The sequence below is a fragment of the Pedobacter aquatilis genome (assembly GCF_032678425.1).
GTDB classification, from domain to species: Bacteria; Bacteroidota; Bacteroidia; order Sphingobacteriales; family Sphingobacteriaceae; genus Pedobacter; species Pedobacter aquatilis_B.
This window is the reverse complement of sequence record NZ_JAVTSG010000002.1, coordinates 330,606-352,617: the sequence shown is the minus strand read 5'-3', so window position 1 is coordinate 352,617 and position 22,012 is coordinate 330,606. Positions and strand designations below refer to the sequence as shown.

Genomic DNA, 22,012 nt, shown 5'->3' with positions numbered 1-22,012 from the left:
AGTTTCGTCAATAAACAAATAATTACCGTTAGGTTTTTATCAAATTTTAAAAATATTCAAAATTGAAAACCTTATCAAATTTGTTTTACCATTAAATGATAAAGAAACAGGCAGCTCAATAACTTTTAAATGAAAAGAAGTATTTTTATGATATGGATTGAAAAACAATACGCATATATGCTAGGTGGAGCCTTTTTACGCTAGGACTATTGCCAAATAATTAAAATTTTATATCTTCAAAGCATTAAACGCCTCACAATGAATGAAGATATAGTCGATACATCCAAGCAAATCGAAACACAATACTTAATTGATACAAATAAATTTATTTTACTCTCAGTCTTAACCTTTGGATTTTACCAAATATGGTGGTTTTATAAATCATGGCGATTTTTTCAACAAAAAGACAATGCTGATTTAGCACCAGCAATACGAACAATTTTTGGAATTGTTTTCATTATACCATTATTTACCAGAATAAAGGGATATGCAATTAGCAAATCTTATAAAAAACGCTTTCATTCTGGTTTACTATTTTTGGCTTATCTTATAACTACCTTATTAAGTTACTTACCATTTCCTGCCGGCATATTGTCTATATTTTCAGTGTTCGTTTTACTACAACCATTTACTGCATTAAATTTTGCAAAGAGAAATTCAGCAGACATTATTGCCATAGAGCAGAAAAACTTTAATGTCAGGCAAATTATCCTAATGATTATTGGTGGAATATTATGGCTCTTCAATATTTATTATATTTATCTAATGCGGAGTTATGGTTATGAAACTAATTAGGAATTTAAAGCGATAAATTATTGGTTACTTATCAAATTGAACCTTTCTATTTCGAAAAAAGAAGATCTTTAAAACATCTTCTCATTTATTCCTGTTTATAGTGCATCAATCCTATAAACATAGATGAAAAATCAGATCCTATACACTAGCTTATTTTCAGCGACAGTTTTATTTAGCTGTCAATCAGGCTCAAAATCAAATTCGCAAAGCGATAGTTTGAATAACGACACAACTGCTCAAACAGCCGTTACAGATTTAAATCTTCCTGCACCAGATACTGCGGCATCGAAAAATAAGTTCAGTAAAGTTATCGGATGGCCAGAAGGTAAAACCCCTATTGCTCCCGAAGGTTTTGTGGTTACCAAATTTGCATCAGGCATAAAAAGCCCTAGAAATATGATTGTAACGCCAAATGGTGATGTGTTGGTGGTGCTAACCAATTCAGAAAGAAGTGCTGCCGAAAAGATTGCAGGTGCGGTAACGGGCAAATCAAAATCAGAAGTTCCGGGTAAAAGTGCAAATACCATTATATTATATCGTGATGAAAATAAAGATGGGAAACCCGAAACCACAACTACATTTTTGGAGGGCTTAAATCAACCTTATGGGATGGCAATAATTGGTAATAGTTTTTATGTAGCCAATACGGATGGCTTGTGGCAATATCCATATAAAGCCGGCGACACTAAAATTACCGGACAAGGTAAAAAGATATTAAGTTTGCCTGCAGGTGGCTACAATAACCATTGGACCAGAAACCTAATTACCAATGCCGATAAAAGCAAAATTTATGTAACTGTAGGTTCAGGAAGTAACGTTGGCGAAAACGGAATGGAAAATGAAGTTAGACGGGCAAATATTCTGGAAATTAATCCTGATGGTACAGGAGAAAAAATTTATGCCAGCGGATTGAGAAATCCGGTAGGTGTAGATTGGGCGCCTGGTACAAATATGTTGTGGACAGCCGTAAATGAAAGAGATGGTTTAGGCGATGATTTAGTACCTGATTATATAACCAGCGTTAAAGAAGGTGCATTTTATGGTTGGCCATACGCTTATTTTGGTCAAAATGAAGACCCTCGTTTAAAAGGTCAGAAACCTGAATTGGTTAAGAAAACCATCGTACCTGATGTTCCTGTGGGTTCACACACGGCATCATTAGGTTTGGCTTTTTATAAAGACACAAAATTCCCTGCTAAATATCAGGGTGGTGCATTTATTGGTCAGCATGGTTCGTGGAACCGTTCAAAAATAGCAGGTTATAAAGTTGCCTTTGTTCCATTTAAAAACGGAAAGCCAACAGGCAAACCAGAAGATTTCTTAACAGGATTTATTGCTAACGAAGAAAAAGCCGAAGTTTACGGCCGACCAGTTGGTGTAACCCTTATGCCTGATGGCGCTTTATTAGTGGCTGATGATGTGAGCGGAGTGGTTTGGAGAGTAGCGGCTAAGTAATAATAATCCTCAAAAATTTTCAAAGCAGATTAAAATTGTAATTTTAATCTGCTTTTATATTTAACGAAATCCTTAAAATCCATCCGCTTGAAAACAATTTTAGCTGCTGCTCTCTCCGCTTTAACCCTTTCTGTTTCTGCCCAAATCATTCAAACCGATAGCGTGAAAAAATTAAATGAAGTTGTAGTAAAGGGTTATTACAATAATCAGCCAATATTGCGCTCCGTTTCTGCAGTGAGTCTGGTGGATAGCAGCCTGATACAAAACCAACCAAACGCATCTTTAGTAAGTACCTTTAATACTGTTCCGGGTTTACGAATGGAAGAGCGTTCGCCTGGCAGTTACCGTTTATCGCTTCGCGGAAGTTTGTTAAGGTCGCCTTTTGGTATCAGGAATATTAAAATTTATGTTGATGATTTTCCCTTAACCGATGCCGGAGGAAATACCTATTTAAATCTTTTAGATGTAAATGCCATTGGCTCAATAGAAGTTTACAAAGGTCCGGAAGCCAGTATTTTTGGTGCGAATACCGGAGGGGCGGTTTTAATCAATTCGAATACCATTCAAAATAAAATAGATGCATCAGTATCTGGCGGTTCATTCGGATTGTTTCATCAAACGGCTGGCGTAAATCATCAATTTAAAAAATATAGTTTTAGCATCAATCAAGGTTATCAGCGTAGCGATGGCTACAGGGAAAACAGTGGGATGACCCGCAAGTATTTTCAAACCACCCAGCAATGGAATTACAACCCTTCAGGCTATTTAAAAGCCTTTATCTTTTATAGCGATTTAGCCTATCAAACACCTGGAGGCTTAACGGCGGCACAATTGGAGCAAAACCCTAAACAAGCCAGACCAGCAACTCCAACCATTCCTGGAGCGGTTACACAGCAAGCGGCGATTTATAATAAAACCATCTTTGCAGGCTTATCCAATACATACCAAATCGACAAGAATTTCAGGCATGTAGTTGCTTTGTTCACCACCTATACCGATTTCAAAAACCCTTTTATTACCAATTACGAAAAGCGTTACGAAAGTACATTAGGTTTAAGAACCTTTTTAGAATTTGCAGAAGCAAAAGAAAATTTCAAATGGAATGCACAGGCTGGTGTAGAAAGTTCAGGTACCCGAACGCAGGTAAAAAACTTTAATAATAATGCAGGTTTGGCCGCAGCGATGCAGGCTTACGATGATTTAAAAGCCAATCAGAATTTTGCTTTTTTGAGGTTTAATTTCGATGTCAATAGCAAATTATTGGTCGAATTATCTTCAAGTTTAAACTTCTTCAATTACAAATACGAAAGCTTTTTTCCGGTGGCAGTTGCCGAGCAGCAAAGAAAGTTTAGTGCGCAGCTGATGCCTAAACTTGCTGTTTCCTATTTAATAATTCCTGAGTTTTCAATTCGAGGTTCGGTAAGCAAAGGTTATTCGCCACCAACACTCGCCGAAGTCCGCTCATCAGATAATAATATCAACAGCAATTTGCAGGCAGAGAAAGGTTGGAATTATGAAATTGGCTTACGTTATAAAACGAGAAACAACCGATTTTACGCGAATGCTAATCTATTTAGTTACCAGTTAGAAGATGCTATCGTGCGAAGGCTCAATGCCAACGATACCGAATTTTTCATTAATGCCGGAGGTACAAAACAAAAAGGCATTGAATTGGAAACCGCAATATGGATTATTCAAAACAAGGGTAATTTTTTAAATGGTTTACAATTGAGGAATAGTTATACCTTCAGCAATTACCACTTCAAAGATTTCATTATTGGAAGCAACGATTTTACGGGGAATAAACTCACTGGTGTTCCTGAAAATGCATTGGTAAGCAGCTTAGAATTTAATTTTGTGAAAGACATATTTCTTTTTGCACAACATAACTACACTTCATCCATTCCGCTAAATGATGCAAACACGGTTTACGCACAAAAGTATCATTTGATTGAAGCGAAAACCGGAATCAGAAACCTAATGATTGGTAAAACCAATTTTGAGGTATTTGCAGGCATCAATAACTTGTTAAATGAAAAATATAGTCTGGGCAATGATTTAAATGCAGCAAATAACCGTTATTTCAATGCCGCAGCAACCAGAAATTTCTATGCAGGTTTGGCAGTAAAGTTATAAAGCTTTATCAGGATGTTTTATTTGTTAAAGCTTTATAACTGTCGATATTGTTCTACTGTTGCAGCGCAATATGTTTTTCTTTATCAATAAGTACTTTCAGCATATTTATTAATCTACACTTTCTGGTTCCTTTAAGTGAATTTCATTAACAAAAATCTCCATTGAGTAGCGTTTGCTACCATCCTTACTTTCGTAGAAATTATTTACAAGTCGACCTTCAATGCTCAAATAAGTACCTTTTATTATGTGCTTTTCTGCAAAATCGGCTTTCGCATTCCAAAAGGTTAAGTTAAACCATTGTGTAGTTTTAACCTCTTCGCCAGAGCCATTCTTATAATATTCATTTACAGCTAGTCTTACTTTGGCTAACTTTTGTTTTTCTGATAACTTTTTAATCTCTGCATCTGCACCGGCAAATCCGCTAAGCGTTACTCTGTTTGTTACATTTTCCATGTCTTTTGTAATTGGGTTCTTAATTGTTAACGACCAATAGCCACCACGACTATCGACAGTCCAAAAGTGCAACAAGCCCAAAAGCCTAGTCGGTTATTAAACATTTATAGTCGTGTATAAACGGTTAAAAACGGATAAATCCACGCAGTAAAATTTATACCAAATTTTATTTTTTATTAGCTAATCTAAAGCGGATTTTAAACGGAGACAATTGTAATAAATCCGTCACACATCCGGCTGATATCCCTTTAACATCCGTTCAAACCTGTACTTTTTCTTCTTTTTTAAAGGTGGGTTTAAACTGGTACAGGATGTTATTTGCTAAATACTTGAAATATTTTTTTTTGCAAAGACCTAAAGCTTTTGCTTAAGGAAGTTTTGTAGATTTTTTAACTGAGAAAAGGATAGTCTGATTAGACTATTGTGAACCAAGCATCAAAAATGATAATGCCTTATTTGTATTATCAAATAAGGCATTATTCAGTCATAAATTGCTGTCGTTTTTCTTAGGATGTAGGATCGATAGGTTTAGACGACTTATTTAATTTGTTTGGTTTGATATTTCTTAATTTTTAAAATCCATCTCCTGTAGAGTGGAGTAATTTAAATGGAATTTTAGGCTTTGTAAACTGCTTAATTTTGGGTAAAAGCTTATGATTTTTATACAGATTTGGTTGTAATTAATTCTGTAGTAAAATCTGTTTCTGAGAATTTAACGAACGATAGTTATTTACAACTATTGACAGAACAAAGGTGCATATACATTTTCTACTTACACGGCTAATAAACACTTATAGTCGTTTATAAACGTTTAAAATCGGCTATGGAGCTGATTTTGAATGATTTATTTTTTTACTTTATATAATTTATTAATTTTAGCCATCATCCCATAATTTAAAGTTTAAATAAAATTATGGACCGTTTATGCCTCGATTGTGGCAACCCTGTTAGAGGGCGTGCTGATAAGAAATTTTGTGACGACCTTTGTCGTAATAACTACAATAACCATATTAAAGCTGAAGATAATGCTATCGTTAAAGCCGTTAACCTGATTTTGAAAAGAAATCGTTCTATTTTATCGACTTTTAACCCCGATGGAAAGGCTAAGGTGAGCAGGAGTAAATTGCTTGGCTCTGGGTTTAATCTGGATTATCATACTTCTATCCATCAAACTTCAAATGGCCACACCTATACTTTTTGCTATGAGTATGGTTATCTAGCGATTAATGAAACAGACATTTTAATAGTAAAGAAAGAAAAGTGACTAAAAAATTTTTAATTGGCTATTATGAGTTGATACAATCTGTCTTAAATCAAAACCATTTATGTCACATTCGCCCCTTTAAGTTTTTTATGTAAATCGTAATTTAGATGATAACATTACATATATGAAAACATCTATAAAAACATCACCGTCCGAACAAGTATCGGCACATATTGTGGCCCTTGAGCCAGCCTTGTCCAAAATAGCGGATTCAATAAGAAAAATTATACTATCTGTTGATGAAGAGATTGCCGAGCATATAAAATGGAATAGCCCTGGTTTTTATTATACAGGTATGATGAAAGATTTTGATGCAAAAGAATACAAAAGGGATATTGCCGTTTTAAATCTTCATCGAAATCGGATTATGCTGGTTTTACCAACTGGTGTAAGAGTTACCGAAGGTCTGGAAATTTTAGAAGGTGATTATAAGGACGGTCGGAGAATAATCAATTTTAAAGATTTGGATGATGTTTTAGCCAAAGCAGAAAAGTTAAAACTGGTTATCAGAAACTGGTTGGATACTGTAGAAAAATAAAAAAGGTCAGGTTTTAACCTGACCTTTAAATTCTTTAATTGGTTTTATTATTTAAACTCACTTAACTCTACAATTCTATCCGGGTCACTCTCTTTTAAAAATGGGGTTCCTTTAGCATTTTTATACCAGGTAAAGTTATTGTTGAAATTTGCCATGTTCTCAGGTGCAAGTAATTTCGCTGAAACTTTTAAATCTACAGATTCACCTGTCTTGTAATTGGTTTGGTAAAGCGTGGTCTTTGTCGCAAAAACAAGCGTGGTTTTATCCTCAGAATATAAAATTAACCTACCCTGAATACGTTCAGCTTCATTTTGTCTCTTAACTGGATAAATTCTGCCGTTAATAATGGTTACTACGTAATCGTTATTCAATAAAAATATGCTCAAGCTAATTTCTTCCAATCCTTTAGTAATTTTACTATCGTTCGCTCCGTTTGATGGACGATCTAGTTTAGTCACTTCAGTTTGTCCGTTACGTAAGGATATAATGTAAAATGGGGCAACTAAACCAGAACTATCTGCCACCTGAACAATTGCCGCAGTTTTTTGCGTGTTTAAAAACCTTGGTTGTGAAAATATACTTGCTACAGGTTTCGGGTCGTTCTGAACAGAAATTACCGTGTCTTTGAATTTCACGTTATATGTTATCGCATTGGCATTTGAAGAATCGACTTTCGAAAAGGTTAAAATATCCTTTTTGCCTTTAGGTGCTTTATTAAAATTCTCTTCACCGGTAAAGGTTTTGGCAACAATGGTTTTTTCGAGCTTAGATTCGCTGCAAGAAAATAAAACGACCGAGAGTAATAGAAATGAGTAAATTGCTTTCATATAATAGGTATCTTTTTTCTGCTAATTTATCATCTTTATTTTCAATTCAACACTCGTTTGAAACATTTAATGAAAATATAATCAGCCAACTAAAAAATATTGACCTAAATTTTCAATCAGTTTTTTTATTTATTTTTAGTGGAGAATTATCAAATGTCTTCAATTTCAAATTTTCTGAGTAGAAACAAGAAATCCATTTATTATGGTTTTATTTTGGCTGCACTCCTACTTTTATTGAAATGGATTGAATTGCGCTTTCTTATCATCAATCATTCATTTGAAATTTATGTGGGCTTAATCGCTGTAATTTTTACGGCTTTGGGTATTTGGTTAGCCTTGAAATTAACGAAACCAAAAATTCAAACGGTTATCATCGAAAAAGAAAGTATTGTAGAAAAGAATTTTAATTTCACCATTAACCAAAAAGCGATTGAAGTTTTTAATTTGAGTAAACGCGAACTGGAAGTTTTAAATTTAATGGCTGAGGGCTTAAGCAATCAGGAAATTGCCGATAAGTTGTTTGTATCGCTGAATACGATAAAGACACATAACTCGAAGTTATTTGAAAAAATGGAAGTTAAACGCCGAACGCAAGCCATAGAAATTGCAAAACGGGTTCAAATCATAAAATAAATAACGCTGGTACTTAAGTACCAAAAAGCTGTACATTTTTTAAAATCACCCTAAAGTATGACTGTTGAAAATCCCATTTGAGGCACATTTGTATCAAAAAATAAGAAGATGAAAAAAATTGTATTAGTATTCGGTTTAATTTCAGGGTTAATTGTAAGCTGTTTAATGCTTGTAAACATGATTAACCACGACAAGAATTATGAAAGCAGCATGATTCTTGGCTATGCCTCTATGTTGCTTGCTTTCTCTTTTATATTTGTCGGCGTTAAAAGTTTTAGGGATAAACACAATGGAGGAGTTATCTCTTTCGGAAAAGCTTTCAGAATCGGGCTTTTTATTACACTAATTGCTTCAACCATGTATGTAGTGGTTTGGATGTTTTACTACTACTTGTTTATCCCCGATTTTATGGATAAATACACAGCCAAGATGCTTTTAGATGCCAAGCAAAACGGCGCTACAGCCGCGGAGTTAGCAAAACAAAGCAGTGAAATGGCTGGTTATAAGGAAATGTACAAAAATCCATTTTATGTAGTACTCCTAACCTATTCAGAAATTTTACCATTGGGATTGGTTATCTCTTTAATTAGTGCTTTGGTTTTGAAAAGGAAATTTTCGAAATAATTAAAAGTGGTTGATTAATAATTATTGATTTTCAAACTAATTATTTAGTTTATTTTTCTATATTTAATTAATCTAATCCTTTCAATATGAAATTCTATCTACTTACTCTACTGTTATGCTCTTCGGTCTTCGCGAATGCGCAATTATTAAATTTTAATATACAAGGTGAAATTAAGGACACCACAGGTGCAAAATTTGCCTACCTAACAACCAAAACCCAACAACTCACTATTGCGAGTGATAAGATTTTTATGGTTAGCCCAATTATTGATGGCAAATTTAATTTTAAAGGAACCTTTGACTTGGGCGATAAAAAATTTCAACATGCGACTATAATTATTGATAAACGTGGAAATATAACTAAGGAAGAAGCTGCATCAAGATTTGATAATTTTATCTGGATTTCGGAAAAAAGTAATATGAGAAATATAATACTGGAATCTCTGAAAATAAATATCGAGAATATACAATCTGTAAAAATGGCCAGTATTGTTGAAAAGGGTACTTTAACTAAAAATTTGGATAGTATAGGTCTTGCTTATAGAACTGGAAACAGAAAAATGTTAACAGTAATTAAGCAATTCTCAAATTCTCCACTCAGTTTTGATGTTGTTAGAAGAAATACTGCAAATTTTAGTGCAGAAGATGCTGATTATACTGAAAGTCGAGAAGGCTTACCATTAGAGCAGTTTAATCAGCTTTCGTCTGATATTAAAATGAGTAAAGATGGCTTGGCACTTAAAAAAAAAATAGATACCAAAAGCAAGTCAGGCTTAAAAGCAATGCACAAAAATAATGAGAAACAGAATCTTACAAATGACAATATCAAGAATATAAGATTATATGCAAATTCTGATAGTTTAACAGATTTGCCCTACAAAATTTTAATTGCCAAAACTGATTTAGCTGGTTATAGGTTTGACAAAGATACAGTCTTCATTAAAGGAAAAGCTTTAGATTTTGAGATAAAACTTAGCGAGCCTCAAGTTATTCAATTAAGTTTTTATTGGAAAAATAAACGAATTACTTCGGCAAGTTTTTTAGCCGCAGCTAACGAATATAAAATTACTTTTGATAAAGAGTTTAAACCAAAAATTAAAGGTTCAGTTCCAGATTATGTAACTCATATTTCTGAAATAGAAACTGCACAATTCAAAACTTATAATTACGGAACTGAGTTATTGGAGAAACTAGATTACCAGAAACAGCCAATAGATATTATAGAACAAAGAATTTCAAAAATTAGGGATTCATTAAGTCTGCAAGTTGATGAGCAGATTTATTTATCATCTGTTTCAAAATATAAAGATTCTCCTGCGGGAATTTTTGCATTATGGAGATATGCAGGTAAGCCATTATCAAACCCAAGAGTTAAATCGCAGCCGAATATTATTGATTCACTTTTCAATTTATTAAGTCCAGAAATTAAACAGCTTCCAGTTGCTAAAAAATTAAAGGAACGTATTGCATACGATAAAAATCTTGAAGTGGGTAAAATGCTTGCAGATGTTGAGTTGCCGGATGCAAACGGGAAAAAGATTAAGATAAGCGACTTTAAGGGGAAGTATGTTCTGGTAGATTTTTGGGCAAGCTGGTGTATGCCTTGTAGGGCAGAAAACCCTGCTCTAATTAAAGCCTATAATAAATACAATACTTCCGGATTTCAAATATTTGCGGTAACCAGAGACAAACCATCTGCTAAAATCGAATGGCAAGAAGCCATTAGAAACGATAAAGTAAACTTATGGCCTCAGCTGAGCGATTTTGATAACGTTGCGCAAAAAACTTATAATGTAGAAATCATTCCTATGAACTTTTTGATTGATCCTAAAGGTATAATTATTGCAAAAAATTTAAGGGGCGAGAATCTTGAAAAGGAATTAAAAAAGATTTTTGAAAGTAAATAATTTCATTTCATCAAAACCAAAAACCATAATCAGCTATTTTATAAGTAATTAATAATTTTAATTATGCTTGTAAAATTAATTTTGGATGAATTTCTGCAAGAAGCAGAAAGCACCCGCAAACTTTTAAAAGCTATACCTGATGATACTTTAAATTTTAAACCATCAGAGCATTCGTGGACAACCGGACAACTTGCCTTGCATATTGCCGAAGTTTATGGTTGGTTTCAAGGTGTTTTTGAAACCAATGTTTTTGATTTGGATAAATATCCTTACGAAAAAACGGCAACAGATAAAATGGACGGCATTTTAAAGAAGTTTGAAAAACATTTCGAACTCGCCAGGCAATCGATAGAAAAATCAAGCGATGATGAAATGTTTGAAAAGTGGAAAATGGTAAGAGGAGATAAAACGCTTTTGGGTGAGTTACCAAGAATACAAGTAATTAGAGGTTTTTTGATGAACCATATTTATCACCACAGGGGAGAAATGATTGTTTACTTACGTTCGACAGGAAATAGAGTGCCTGGTTTATACGGTTCAACTTACGACGATGAGCAGAAAGATAAGCCTGCGTAAATGTTTTTATAATTGATGAAAGCAAATCGCATTTCCTATTTTTTTATCGTTTGGATTGGTTTTTGTGTGCTTCAGCGAAATCAACTACTATGAAAAACATAATCATCTTGGGCATTGTATTATGTCTGTTTAGCTCATGCTTAGAAAAAATTGATCCGGATACTTTAAAAAATACAAATTGGGAACTAACCAATATTACGGGAATAACCTTACCTGCAAACGCTAAAGCAACATTAAATTTTGGAGACAGCTTAAACGTTAGCGGAAAATCTTTTTGTAATAGTTATGGCGGGCAAGCAGAAGTTATTGAAAACAAAGTCTCTTTAAAGAATTTATTTAGTACGAAAATGTTTTGTCAGGATACCGATTCATCAGAAAGAGCTTATTTAAATGCATTGAATGAAACCAATACTGTAAAAATTGTCGACAATAAGCTTCAACTATTGAAGGATGAGAAAATCTTACTGATTTTTGAAAAAAAATAAGTTTTAACAGTTTCCAGAAAAGCCCGAATAGAAATTTTTAGTATTTTCGGACTTTTTGCTTAATCTCCGTAAATGCCAATATTAATTAAAGAAGATTTAAAGTTCTTTTTCTCAACCTTGAGAAAGGCATTTAATTTGTTTCAAACAAATGACCCGCTCCGATTGGCAGGTGCTACGGCATTCTTCACCAATTTTGCGCTCCCGCCGATATTAATTATTCTGATTAGGTTATTCGGCATGTTTACCGATAGAAGGATACTTGTTGCAAACATTTTCGACCGATTGGCCAACATTTTAGACGAAGACAGTATCAAGCAAATCAGATTAACACTAAGAAATATTCGTGGAATTGATCAGAAGTGGTACGTAACCTTACTAAGTTTTGTTTTCTTTCTTTTTGTGGCCACAACCCTATTCAACGTGATTAAGAATTCGCTGGAGCAAATCTGGAATATTGGGATGAATGGCAAAAAAGGTATTGTAAACACGCTAAAATCAAGAGCAATTTCAGTTACAATAATTCTCCTGGCGGGAATTCTATTTTTAATCGGCTTACTTGCGGATAGCGTTCAGGCTGTTATAGGTTCGTATTTAAAAACCAATTCACCTTCTTTTGAACTTGTGGCTACATCAATAATCAATCAATTTGTATTTGTAATTATTGTAACCGCCTGGTTTACCATTCTTTTTAGGTTTTTAACCAATGGCCGACCAACCTGGCGTGCCGCAATTTCTGGTGGTTTATTAACAGGTTGCCTTTTTACTGCAGGGAAATACATTCTACGCATTTTACTTCCCTTAAGTAATATCAGCAATATTTATGGCTCTGCCGGTTCAATTATTGTAATTATGCTTTTTGTATTTTATTCTTCATTGATATTTTATTTCGGAGCTTCATTTATTAAAGCCCTAAGTGTTGGCCGGGAAACGCCAATTGTACCAAAAAACGGCGCTTTCGCATATGAATTAACAGAAATTGAAAACGAGATAATCGCACATAAAAAAAGGACAGAAGTTTAAAATCTGTCCTTTTTTTGTTTAAAAATAAACGCCTTAGTGCATTGCCGGAACTTTTTCATATCCTTCCATTTCAAACACGGCAAGCTTATTTAATAAGTTATAATGTAAAGTTCCAAACAGATTTACCAATCCGTCGTTGCTTTTGCCTTCCATCCACACCGTTTCTTTTACAACTTCAGTATTTTTATTAACCTGACTTTTAAAAATGTTGTTTTCATCCTTAATAATCAAATCATTTACATCAATTCTAAATTCATTTAATAGTGAAATGAAATTTTGGCCTTTTAGTAATAGTTCCTTTAAATTCATAGGTAAATATTTAAGGTTTGTATTACTGATAACCAATGGCGTATTAAATTAGTTTTAAGTTTTTGTAAAATAATTACAAGATTCGATAACCAATTCCGATTGTAAATAAATTAAGTTTCGTATCCGGATAACCTGCTTTATTAATTTTAGATAAACCAAGCTCATAGCGTGCGTCAAAAGTTAATTTTTTAATGTCTAAGCCCGCTCCAAATTGCCATGCAAGCGCTTGGTTTTTAAAGTTTGCCCTGAAAACATTTCCCGCAGCCTGACTAAAATTTTGATTTTCATCCAAAATTAAAGAAAACATTGGGCCAGTATTTAATCTTAAACCAACACCTGCAGCACCGAATTTTGTACCAATTAACAATGGCACATCTAAACTTGTAAAATTAACCTGATTAACTTCGCCCGTGGCATCGCTAACCAAATTCGTTTTCTTACCTGAAACATATAATTCAGGTTGAAAATGAAGACCACCTGCTCCTACTCTTGCCCACAAACCACCGTAAAATCCGGTTCGGTTTTTACTACTGAACGTATTTTCAGTATCAAATTTTGAAAAATTTGCACCAGCCTTAAGACCAAGTTGGAATGTTGGTAAAACCTGAGCACTGGCGAAAAAGCCTGTTAATACACAGGCAAGGGTTAAATAAACGGTCTTCATATAATTAGGGAATGATTAAATTTTACAATTAGCTGGTTGCATTGTTAATGGCTTCCTGCTCTTTCAGTGCATCAACATTATTTTTATCACCAAAGTTTTGTGTCTTGTTGGCAAAGTAATCCAAAATACCTGAAATGGTATCTAAGTTATCTGCCAGATTTTGATGAATGTCTGGTAAATCTTTTTCAAGTCTGCCATCGCTCAATTCGATGTTATCTACTTCGATTTTACCAATTTTTTGAATAAGTGCCTGTTGAGAATTTTGCAAATCTTCCAATTCACGCACTATCTTTTCCATTAATTCAAACTTTTTTAAAGTATTCATAGGTTCTTATTTTAAATTATTAACTGTACTGATATAAACCAATACATCGGTTTTTTGTTTTTATATCGGTAAAAGTTTGGAATTTCAAAAAACAACTAATATTTTAGTTCTATAATTCTAACCTTATGAAAAAGCTATTAGTTGTTATTCTATTTGCATTATCATTATCTGTTTCTGCGCAAAATCAATCTTCAATTGATAAAGAAAAATTATTTGAATTTTACCAGTTGCAGAAATATGGAGAAGCCGCCGAATATTTGAGAACGATTTACCCTAATGATACCAAAGATTTAAAAGCATTAACTCAAATTGGATATTGTTATATGATGGCAGGTAAAACAGCTGATGCAGAGCAATTTTACACGAGTGCCTATCAAATACAACCTCAAAATTTATCGATATTATTTAGCCTAGCGAGTATTGCAGGTAAAAGAGGCAATAATAATAAAGCGAAAAGCCTGTACGAAGAAATTATAAAGATAGACAGCAACAATTTTTCTGCCTATAAACAATTGGCGAATTTAAATGATGACGTTTTAGGTTTTAAAAAGGTAAAATATTTATTGAAAGCGAATAAATTAAATCCAATTGATGCCGATGTAGTTTTCGATTTAGGGGAAGTATATATGAAAAGTAATCTGTACATGATGGTAAATAAAATATTAGAACCCGCACTAAAAGCAGATTCGGCAAATATTCAATTATTAAAAATAAAATTACCAGTTTGCATTGTTGAGGCTAAACTTGATGAAGCGATTAAAACCGGAGAAAAACTTTTTGCTTTAGGCGACAGTTCTACATTTGTACTGAACAATTTGGGTAAGGTTTATTACATGAAAAAGGAGTTTCAAAAAGGACTGGATTATTTTGGCAAAGTAAAATTGCAGGCTGCAGATGATGCCAATGAAGGACTTTTTTACAACATGGCACTTTGCTATAAAGGATTGAAGGACTATAATAATGCTGCCATACATTTCACTAAAGCGATAAATGCTGGAATTTCGAAGAAAACACTACTCTATTACACCAAATTAGGTGAAAGTTATGAGCAAGGCGAAAAATTTGAAAGTGCTGCAGCGGCCTACAGAAAAGGTGCATTTTTTGATAATGAAGGTAGTATGCTTTACATTCTTGCGCAGATTTACGATACTAAGTTAAATCAGAAAACGAATGCGATAAACACCTACGCCCAGGTTTTAAAGGTTTTGCCAAATACAGACGGGAACAAAGAGGTATTTGAATTTATTAATAAAAGGATGGCAGTTTTGAAGAAGTAACTAACTTAAATCTTCAAATACGGGCTTAACATTATCCCAAAACTCATCAAGCGCAATTATTCTGGGTTTAAAAAATGAAATTAAATCAGGCCAATGGGATTGATTAAAAATACTAAAACCATTAAGGCTTATTAAAATTTGGCTAACAGTTTTGCCGTTTTCGTCGGTATAATCTTGTACCCAATCCCATTCTTCGTTAACCGTACTGGTAAACATTGCCTTAAATTCTTCAAACTGATTGAAGATTAAATGCCTGATTCCGCTATCTGGGTGGGTGAGTTGAATAGAAATGGTTGCCGTTTTTTTATCAGCATCCATTTTAAAAAAGATATTTTTTACGCCAGTTTTGTAGTTGGTCCAATGTACGGTAGAACCACTTGCCGATGGCACAGGTTTCATATATTGCCCAAAACTAATCCAAAATTGTTGACGCAAGCGTACCGCTTCTTCCTTACTATACAAATTGATTTACGATTAAGAGATTTACGAGGTTCGAGTATGAAAATTGTCTCGATTTTCAACACTACTTTTTACTTTCTACTTACTCATTAAACGAGCTACGTATTTACCAATAATATCAAACTCTAAGTTTACAGTATCTCCAACCTCAACTTCATGCAAATTGGTATGCTCAAAAGTATAAGGGATAATAAACACGGAAAATTCATCGCTTTGCGAATTTACAACCGTTAAACTGATGCCATTAACGCAAACAGAACCCTTTTCAACCGTTACATTACCATTAGCTGTAGCGTATTTAAAACGAAACTCCCAACTGCCATCCAAAGCTTCTTTTTTTATGCAAATTGCAGTTTGGTCTACATGTCCCTGAACAATATGCCCATCTAACCGACCATTCATTTGCATACAACGCTCCAAATTAACCTTGCTGCCAACTTTAAGATTTCCCAGACTTGTTTTACTTAAAGTTTCATCTATTGCGGTAACGGTATGGCTATCATCACTCGATGCAACAACGGTTAAACAAACGCCATTATGTGCCACACTTTGGTCTATTTTCAACTCATTACTTATTGCTGAAGAAATGGTGAAATGTATGTTTGTATTTTCAGTTTTGATGGCTTTTACTTCGCCAAGGGTTTCAATAATTCCGGTAAACATGTTTTGGGATTAATAATTTAATCTGTTTTTTTTCCAGTTTGATGTGGGTTTAACTACTGATGTGCCAGTTAAATTTTCACCTTTCTGATTAAAAAGTTTTGTTGCAACCAAGGCCGCAATAAGTGCTTCTGCTTCATCTTGACTCTTCAAGCTGTCGGATTTGAAATATTTGCCGACAAAGTGCGTATCAAACGCTCCTGTTTTAAAGGCCTCGTGTTGCATTACAAATTTACCAAAACCGAGCGTCGTTTCTATCCCCGTAATCTCATATTCTTCAATTGCCCTAATCATTCGTTCAATTGCTTCTTCCCTATCTTTACCAAAGGTGATGAGTTTCGCAATCATTGGGTCGTAGTATATCGGGATTTCCATACCTTGCTCAAAGCCATCATCTACCCTTACACCGTTTCCTTTTGGGGTTTTATAGGTTTGCAATGTGCCAATATCCGGCAGGAAATTATTATTCGGGTCTTCAGCGTAAACCCTAAGTTCTACCGCATGTCCGTTAATTTTTAAATCTTCCTGACTGAATGATAAAACCTCACCTTGTGCAATTTTTATCTGTTCTTTAACTAAATCGACTCCAGTAATTAATTCCGTAACCGGATGTTCAACCTGCAAGCGGGTATTCATTTCGAGGAAGAAAAAATCAAGGTTTTCATCTAAAATGAACTCAACCGTTCCAGCTCCTGTGTAATTTACAGAGCGGGCAACATCTACGGCACATTTGCCCATTTTAGTCCGGATTTCTGGCGTTAATACGGATGATGGTGCTTCCTCCACAACTTTTTGGTGACGTCGTTGCACGGAACATTCACGTTCAAATAAGTGAACAATATTGCCGTGTTTATCTCCCAAAACCTGAATTTCGATGTGGCGTGGAGAAGTAACGTATCGCTCAATAAAAACAGAACCATCGCCAAAGGCGGAAGTCGCTTCGCTTACGGCAAGTTTCATTTGCTCTTCAAAATCTTCTACCATTTCTACAATTCGCATTCCTTTTCCACCACCACCTGCGGCTGCTTTAATTAAAATCGGGAAACCAACTTCAACGGCTCTTTCCTTTGCTTCAGCAACATTTTTTATGGCTTCTTCCGTTCCGGGAACCATAGGAATATTGTATTTTAATGCCGCAGCCTTTGCCGAAAGCTTATTACCCATTGTTTGCATTGCCTGCGGCGAAGGACCAACCAATATTAAACCGGCATCAGCCACCATTTGCGCAAAAGCTGCATTTTCAGACAAGAAACCATAGCCGGGATGAATGGCTTCAGCACCGGTTTTTTTGCAGGCATTTATAATATTTTCGGCTACTAAATAACTTTGATTTGACGGTGCCGGACCAATGCAAATTGCTTCATCAGCATAACGAACATGCAACGCATCTCTGTCGACTTCTGAAAACACAGCAACAGTTTTTATACCCATTTCTCTTGCAGAGCGCATAATGCGTAATGCAATTTCCCCGCGATTGGCAACAAGTAATTTAGAAATCGGACGAATGTTTAGTTGTTTTTCTGGCATTTGGTTAGTCATTATAAAGCCTAAAATATGATTTGCTTTTAAGGCAAATGTAATATAATTTCGATTGCGCTATTAATCATTTCGGCACTAATATCTAAATGAGTAACCAATCTAATGGTGCTATCGCTAGTTGTTGAACACAACAAACCCTTGTTTTTAAATTGTTCTACAATTTTATTTGCACTGCCTTTTTCTACCTCAAAAATCACAATGTTGGTTTCTACAGGCATTATTGATTTTACATAAGAAGTCCTTGCAAGTGCCGCTGCTAAATCTTTAGCATGCTGATGATCGTCTTTTAATCGTTCTATGTGATTATCCAATGCATAAATACCTGCTGCTGCCAGAAATCCGGCTTGCCTCATTCCGCCACCAAATGCTTTTCTAATTTTTCGTGCTTTTGTAATGGTTTCTTTGCTTGCCAATAGAACTGAACCAACAGGAGCACCCAAACCCTTTGATAAGCAAACAGATATGCCATCAAAATATTTACCGTAATCGTGTGCTTTATCGCCGGTTGCAACTAAAGCATTAAAAATTCTTGCGCCGTCAAGATGAAGTCTTAAGTTTTTAATGTTACACAAATGATGAATTGGCGCTATTTGAGAAAGCGAATAGCACTTTCCGCCTCCTTTATTCACCGTATTTTCTAAAACAACCAGCGACGAATTTGGATAGTGTATGTTATCCTCATTAATTTCAGGCTCGATAAGTTCAGGGGTTAAAATGCCTCTATCGCCATGCAATAACCTTACCGATGCAGCAGAATGAAATGCGATTCCCCCAATTTCATAACGGTAAACATGAGCCGTTTGGTCACAGATTACCTCATCCATTGGTTGGGTAAAACATTTAATTGCAATTTGGTTGGTCATCGTTCCGGAAGGACAAAACAAACCAGCCTCCATATTAAACATTGCCGCTAATTTTGTTTCTAATTGATGTACGGTTTCATCTTCTCCAAAAACATCATCTCCAACTTTTGCCTGCATCATGGCATCCAACATTCCGGCCGTAGGTTTGGTTACGGTATCACTTCTGAAATCGATAATTTTATTAATCATTCTGCTAAAAATTTGTAAAATATTTTTGACGCTTTTAAAAAAGACCAATGCCTTTTCGGGTATAATTTTAAGGTTTTAATGCGATTAAACAGCTTCTATAGTGTATTTTTTACACACTTAAATTCTGACAACAACAAATTGTTAAAAAATTATTAAAAAAAAAGATACAAAATATAAGACTTTTTATACTTTTATCGTGCTAAAACCAAAAATAAATAAAATGATAGTAATTGCAGACGGCGGATCAACCAAAACAAATTGGTGCTTGATTAACGAGGCCGGCAGAAAAATTTACTTTAATACCGAAGGTTACAATCCGTATTTTTCAAAAGGAGAATATATTGTAAAATCATTAAACGAAACTCTTCCGGACCACTTAGAAAGAGAAAAGTTAACAGCCGTGTATTACTATGGAGCTGGTTGTTCTACTCCAGGCAACAAGAAAATTGTTGCTGATGCTATGCAACAAGTTTTTACAAGCGCCGAAATATTTGTTGGCCATGATTTACTTGCATCTTGCAGAGCTTTACTAGGAAACGAACCTGGTTTTGCTGCAATTTTAGGAACAGGAACAAACTCTTGCCTTTATGACGGTAATGACATCACCTTAAATATTGATTCATTAGGTTATTTTTTAGGTGACGAAGGAAGTGGTTCTTACATCGGTAAAAGAATTTTAAGCGATTACATGAAAGGTTACATGCCTAAAGGTTTGAGAGAAGCTTTTTATGATAATTATGCACTAACTAACGAAGATATTTTCGATAACATTTACAACAAGCCTTTGCCAAATCGTTTTTGTGCAAGCTTTAGTAAGTTTTTATACGATTTTAAAGATAGCTACGAAGATTACACATACAAAACTATCGATTATGCTTTTACTGCGTTCTTCGAAGCTTTGGTTATCCACTACCCTAACTATAAAGACCACAAATTAAATTGTGTGGGTTCTGTTGGTTACAGTTTCCGCGATATTTTAAGTATAGTTGCCGACCGTTACGAAATGGGCGTTGGTAAAATTATTCGTTCACCTATAGATGATTTGGTGCACTACCACTTAGAACTTTCTCCAAAAGGATAGATTCAGCATTGAAAGTTAAGGGTTCAGAGCCTTAATAGAGTGGATAAAAAAGGTCCGGTTTGAAATTTCAAACCGGACCTTTTTCTTCTAACTACTTCGCTAAATGCCTTTCTACTTTTCACTTTCAGCTTTTAGCTTTTAGCTTAGAAAGATATTTCCTTACCGAAAAGTTTAGCATATTTTCGCTTATCAAATCTGTATAAAGTAGCTGCTCTATAAGAAACACCTTTTTGCTTTTCATCTAATTCTTTCAAAACACCAAAGCTTACAATTTTCTTTCTAAAATTTCTTTTATCCAGTTTTTTACCTAAAACGAGTTCGTAAACGTGTTGCAACTGGGTAAGTGTAAATTTTTCTGGCAATAATTCAAAAGCAATTGGTTGGTGTTTAATTCGACGTTTTATTTTCTCTAAGCCTTTATCATAAATCTTCTGGTGGTCAAAAGCCAGTTTTGGTAAAGCAGTAATCGGCAACCAGTTTGCTTGTTTCGCGTAATTACTTACCGGGCGTAAATCTTTATCGCCACCTAAGCGAATTAATGCATAGTAAGCTAATGTAATTACTCTTCCCTGTGGATGTCGTCCTGGATCGCCAAAAGCATAATATTGCTCCATGTAAATCCCACGTAAACCAGTTAATTCGTATAAAATTCGAGAGGCGGATTGGTCCAAACTTTCATCAGGACCAACAATATTTCCTGGTAGTGCCCACCAATCTTTAAAAGGCTCTTCATTCCTTTCGATGAGTAAGATTTTTAATTCCTTCCCATCGAATCCAAACAGCACACAGTCGATGGAAAAAACGGAATCTAAATGAGGTAAAATTTGTTCCAAGGTAAAATTTAGTTAATTTAAGCGTTAAAGGTATGACTTTCAATATTAAGTAAAAAAAATAAAATAAATTACTTAGTGTAGAAAATACACACTATATTCGTAACACGAAGATGAAACCAAATATTAAAAATATAGCTGTACTTACTTCTGGGGGCGATGCTCCAGGCATGAATGCTGCCATTAGAGCGGTTGTACGTACAGGAATTTACCACGGCATAAACATGTTTGGTGTTATGCAAGGATACCAGGGTTTAATAAATAACAACATTAAACCGATGGACGCCCGCTCTGTAAGCAATATTTTACACTTGGGCGGAACCATACTAAAAACTGCCAGATGCTTAGAGTTTAAAACGGATGAAGGTCAGCAGATTGCTTACGATAATTTGAAAGCAAATGATATTGATGCATTAGTTGTAATTGGTGGTGATGGAACCTTCACTGGCGCTAAACGTTTCGGAGAAAAATTTGGCGTTAAGGTTATTGGCATTCCGGGTACAATTGATAATGATTTAAGTGGCTCTGACTTTACTTTAGGGTACGACACTGCTATTAACACCGTAATCGAAGCGATTGATAAAATCAGAGATACTGCTGATGCACATGATAGATTATTTTTTATCGAAGTGATGGGTAGAGATTCTGGTTGTATCGCTTTGCGTAGCTCGATTGCAAGTGGAGCTGAAGCTGTTTTATTGCCGGAGATTGAAACCAGTGTTGATGAACTGATTCAGAAATTAGCTTTGGGTGCAGCAACAAAAAAATCATCGAGCATTGTAATTGTTGCCGAAGGACATAAACAAGGTGGCGCATATGATATCGCAAAGCGTGTTAAAGAAACTTTTGACCATTATGATACGAAAGTTACTATTCTTGGTCATTTGCAAAGAGGTGGAAGCCCAAATAGTTTCGACCGGATTTTAGGTAGCCGACTAGGTTATGCAGCGGTTAATGCATTAATTGCTGGAGAAAGTGCTCAAATGGTTGGCTTACACGGTAACATAGTAAAATTAACCAGTATTGAAGAAGCTTTAAGTGCCCATTCTTATAAACTTGAAAATGATTTGATGGAAATGACAGATGTCTTATCCATATAATAA

Annotated in this window: 24 protein-coding genes; 14 read left to right on the top strand and 10 right to left on the bottom strand. The window is 34.7% G+C overall.

All coding sequences use genetic code 11. The annotated features are described in order from the left end of the window. Positions 1-258 precede the first annotated feature (258 nt). From R2Q16_RS07465 to R2Q16_RS07455, 3 genes are all read left to right on the top strand, one after another. The gene (locus R2Q16_RS07465) at positions 259-795 is read left to right on the top strand and encodes a hypothetical protein (RefSeq protein WP_316736183.1); all 537 of its coding nucleotides are present in this window, start codon (positions 259-261) and stop codon (positions 793-795) included. A gap of 123 nt (positions 796-918) precedes the next feature. Continuing rightward, complete coding sequence (locus tag R2Q16_RS07460; RefSeq protein ID WP_316736182.1) at positions 919-2,250, top strand: sorbosone dehydrogenase family protein; 1,332 nt, start codon at positions 919-921, stop codon at positions 2,248-2,250. An 87-nt stretch (positions 2,251-2,337) separates the two neighbouring features. After that, a complete protein-coding gene (locus R2Q16_RS07455) occupies positions 2,338-4,386 on the top strand; it encodes a TonB-dependent receptor (RefSeq protein ID WP_316736181.1) in 2,049 nt (682 codons plus the stop codon). Between the two features lie 108 nt (positions 4,387-4,494). On the opposite strand, the gene R2Q16_RS07450 is transcribed toward R2Q16_RS07455, so the two are convergent. Further along, positions 4,495-4,839: a single-stranded DNA-binding protein gene (locus R2Q16_RS07450; RefSeq protein WP_316736180.1), complete on the bottom strand. Its 345-nt coding sequence runs from the start codon at positions 4,837-4,839 to the stop codon at positions 4,495-4,497. Positions 4,840-5,752: 913 nt separating this feature from the next. On the opposite strand from R2Q16_RS07450, the gene R2Q16_RS07445 reads away from it, so the two are divergent. Both R2Q16_RS07445 and R2Q16_RS07440 read left to right on the top strand, forming a co-directional pair. After that, entirely contained in the window at positions 5,753-6,103 is a 351-nt protein-coding gene (locus tag R2Q16_RS07445; RefSeq protein WP_316736179.1) for a hypothetical protein, read from the top strand. A 124-nt stretch (positions 6,104-6,227) separates the two neighbouring features. Continuing rightward, positions 6,228-6,641: a DUF1801 domain-containing protein gene (locus R2Q16_RS07440; RefSeq protein ID WP_316736177.1), complete on the top strand. Its 414-nt coding sequence runs from the start codon at positions 6,228-6,230 to the stop codon at positions 6,639-6,641. Positions 6,642-6,688: 47 nt separating this feature from the next. Here R2Q16_RS07440 and R2Q16_RS07435 read toward each other — a convergent pair whose 3' ends face one another. Then, positions 6,689-7,468, bottom strand: coding sequence for a hypothetical protein (locus tag R2Q16_RS07435; protein ID WP_316736176.1), 780 nt, complete (start codon positions 7,466-7,468; stop codon positions 6,689-6,691). 153 nt (positions 7,469-7,621) lie between these two features. Between R2Q16_RS07435 and R2Q16_RS07430 the strand changes: the two genes are divergently transcribed. The 6 genes from R2Q16_RS07430 (at position 7,622) to R2Q16_RS07405 (ending at position 12,713) form a co-directional block, all read left to right on the top strand. Continuing rightward, on the top strand, positions 7,622-8,101 hold the full coding sequence (locus R2Q16_RS07430; RefSeq protein WP_316736175.1) for a response regulator transcription factor: 480 nt from the start codon (positions 7,622-7,624) through the stop codon (positions 8,099-8,101). A gap of 108 nt (positions 8,102-8,209) precedes the next feature. Continuing rightward, positions 8,210-8,725 (top strand): DUF4199 domain-containing protein, encoded by a 516-nt coding sequence (locus R2Q16_RS07425; protein WP_316736174.1) that lies wholly within the window; start codon positions 8,210-8,212, stop codon positions 8,723-8,725. Positions 8,726-8,811: 86 nt separating this feature from the next. Further along, a complete protein-coding gene (locus R2Q16_RS07420) occupies positions 8,812-10,632 on the top strand; it encodes a TlpA disulfide reductase family protein (protein ID WP_316736173.1) in 1,821 nt (606 codons plus the stop codon). 63 nt (positions 10,633-10,695) lie between these two features. After that, the gene (locus R2Q16_RS07415; protein WP_316736171.1) at positions 10,696-11,208 is read left to right on the top strand and encodes a DinB family protein; all 513 of its coding nucleotides are present in this window, start codon (positions 10,696-10,698) and stop codon (positions 11,206-11,208) included. 89 nt (positions 11,209-11,297) lie between these two features. Further along, on the top strand, positions 11,298-11,693 hold the full coding sequence (locus tag R2Q16_RS07410; protein ID WP_316736169.1) for an META domain-containing protein: 396 nt from the start codon (positions 11,298-11,300) through the stop codon (positions 11,691-11,693). Between the two features lie 72 nt (positions 11,694-11,765). After that, entirely contained in the window at positions 11,766-12,713 is a 948-nt protein-coding gene (locus tag R2Q16_RS07405) for a YihY/virulence factor BrkB family protein (protein ID WP_316736167.1), read from the top strand. Between the two features lie 33 nt (positions 12,714-12,746). On the opposite strand, the gene R2Q16_RS07400 is transcribed toward R2Q16_RS07405, so the two are convergent. The 3 genes from R2Q16_RS07400 to R2Q16_RS07390 form a co-directional block, all read right to left on the bottom strand. Next, positions 12,747-13,022 carry a hypothetical protein gene (locus R2Q16_RS07400; protein ID WP_316736166.1) on the bottom strand — a complete coding sequence of 92 codons (276 nt, stop codon included), beginning with the start codon at positions 13,020-13,022 and terminating at the stop codon, positions 12,747-12,749. Between the two features lie 73 nt (positions 13,023-13,095). Further along, positions 13,096-13,686 carry a porin family protein gene (locus R2Q16_RS07395; RefSeq protein WP_316736165.1) on the bottom strand — a complete coding sequence of 197 codons (591 nt, stop codon included), beginning with the start codon at positions 13,684-13,686 and terminating at the stop codon, positions 13,096-13,098. Between the two features lie 28 nt (positions 13,687-13,714). Continuing rightward, a complete protein-coding gene (locus R2Q16_RS07390) occupies positions 13,715-14,011 on the bottom strand; it encodes a hypothetical protein (protein WP_316736164.1) in 297 nt (98 codons plus the stop codon). Positions 14,012-14,136: 125 nt separating this feature from the next. Between R2Q16_RS07390 and R2Q16_RS07385 the strand changes: the two genes are divergently transcribed. Further along, the gene (locus R2Q16_RS07385) at positions 14,137-15,288 is read left to right on the top strand and encodes a tetratricopeptide repeat protein (protein WP_316736163.1); all 1,152 of its coding nucleotides are present in this window, start codon (positions 14,137-14,139) and stop codon (positions 15,286-15,288) included. On the opposite strand, the gene R2Q16_RS07380 is transcribed toward R2Q16_RS07385, so the two are convergent. From R2Q16_RS07380 to R2Q16_RS07365, 4 genes are all read right to left on the bottom strand, one after another. Beyond that, positions 15,289-15,750: a DUF4268 domain-containing protein gene (locus R2Q16_RS07380; protein WP_316736161.1), complete on the bottom strand. Its 462-nt coding sequence runs from the start codon at positions 15,748-15,750 to the stop codon at positions 15,289-15,291. Positions 15,751-15,825: 75 nt separating this feature from the next. Next, positions 15,826-16,410 carry a riboflavin synthase gene (locus tag R2Q16_RS07375; protein WP_316736160.1) on the bottom strand — a complete coding sequence of 195 codons (585 nt, stop codon included), beginning with the start codon at positions 16,408-16,410 and terminating at the stop codon, positions 15,826-15,828. Positions 16,411-16,419: 9 nt separating this feature from the next. Next, complete coding sequence (gene accC, locus R2Q16_RS07370; protein WP_316736159.1) at positions 16,420-17,934, bottom strand: acetyl-CoA carboxylase biotin carboxylase subunit; 1,515 nt, start codon at positions 17,932-17,934, stop codon at positions 16,420-16,422. A gap of 38 nt (positions 17,935-17,972) precedes the next feature. Continuing rightward, positions 17,973-18,998 carry a GntG family PLP-dependent aldolase gene (locus tag R2Q16_RS07365; RefSeq protein ID WP_316736157.1) on the bottom strand — a complete coding sequence of 342 codons (1,026 nt, stop codon included), beginning with the start codon at positions 18,996-18,998 and terminating at the stop codon, positions 17,973-17,975. A gap of 220 nt (positions 18,999-19,218) precedes the next feature. On the opposite strand from R2Q16_RS07365, the gene R2Q16_RS07360 reads away from it, so the two are divergent. Continuing rightward, complete coding sequence (locus R2Q16_RS07360) at positions 19,219-20,079, top strand: BadF/BadG/BcrA/BcrD ATPase family protein (protein ID WP_316736156.1); 861 nt, start codon at positions 19,219-19,221, stop codon at positions 20,077-20,079. Between the two features lie 143 nt (positions 20,080-20,222). Here R2Q16_RS07360 and R2Q16_RS07355 read toward each other — a convergent pair whose 3' ends face one another. Then, positions 20,223-20,912: an NUDIX hydrolase gene (locus tag R2Q16_RS07355; protein ID WP_231462152.1), complete on the bottom strand. Its 690-nt coding sequence runs from the start codon at positions 20,910-20,912 to the stop codon at positions 20,223-20,225. A 110-nt stretch (positions 20,913-21,022) separates the two neighbouring features. Here R2Q16_RS07355 and pfkA point away from each other — a divergent pair, with 110 nt between their 5' ends. Next, positions 21,023-22,009, top strand: a complete 987-nt coding sequence (gene pfkA, locus R2Q16_RS07350) for a 6-phosphofructokinase (RefSeq protein ID WP_316736155.1) — start codon at positions 21,023-21,025, stop codon at positions 22,007-22,009. Positions 22,010-22,012 lie beyond the last annotated feature (3 nt).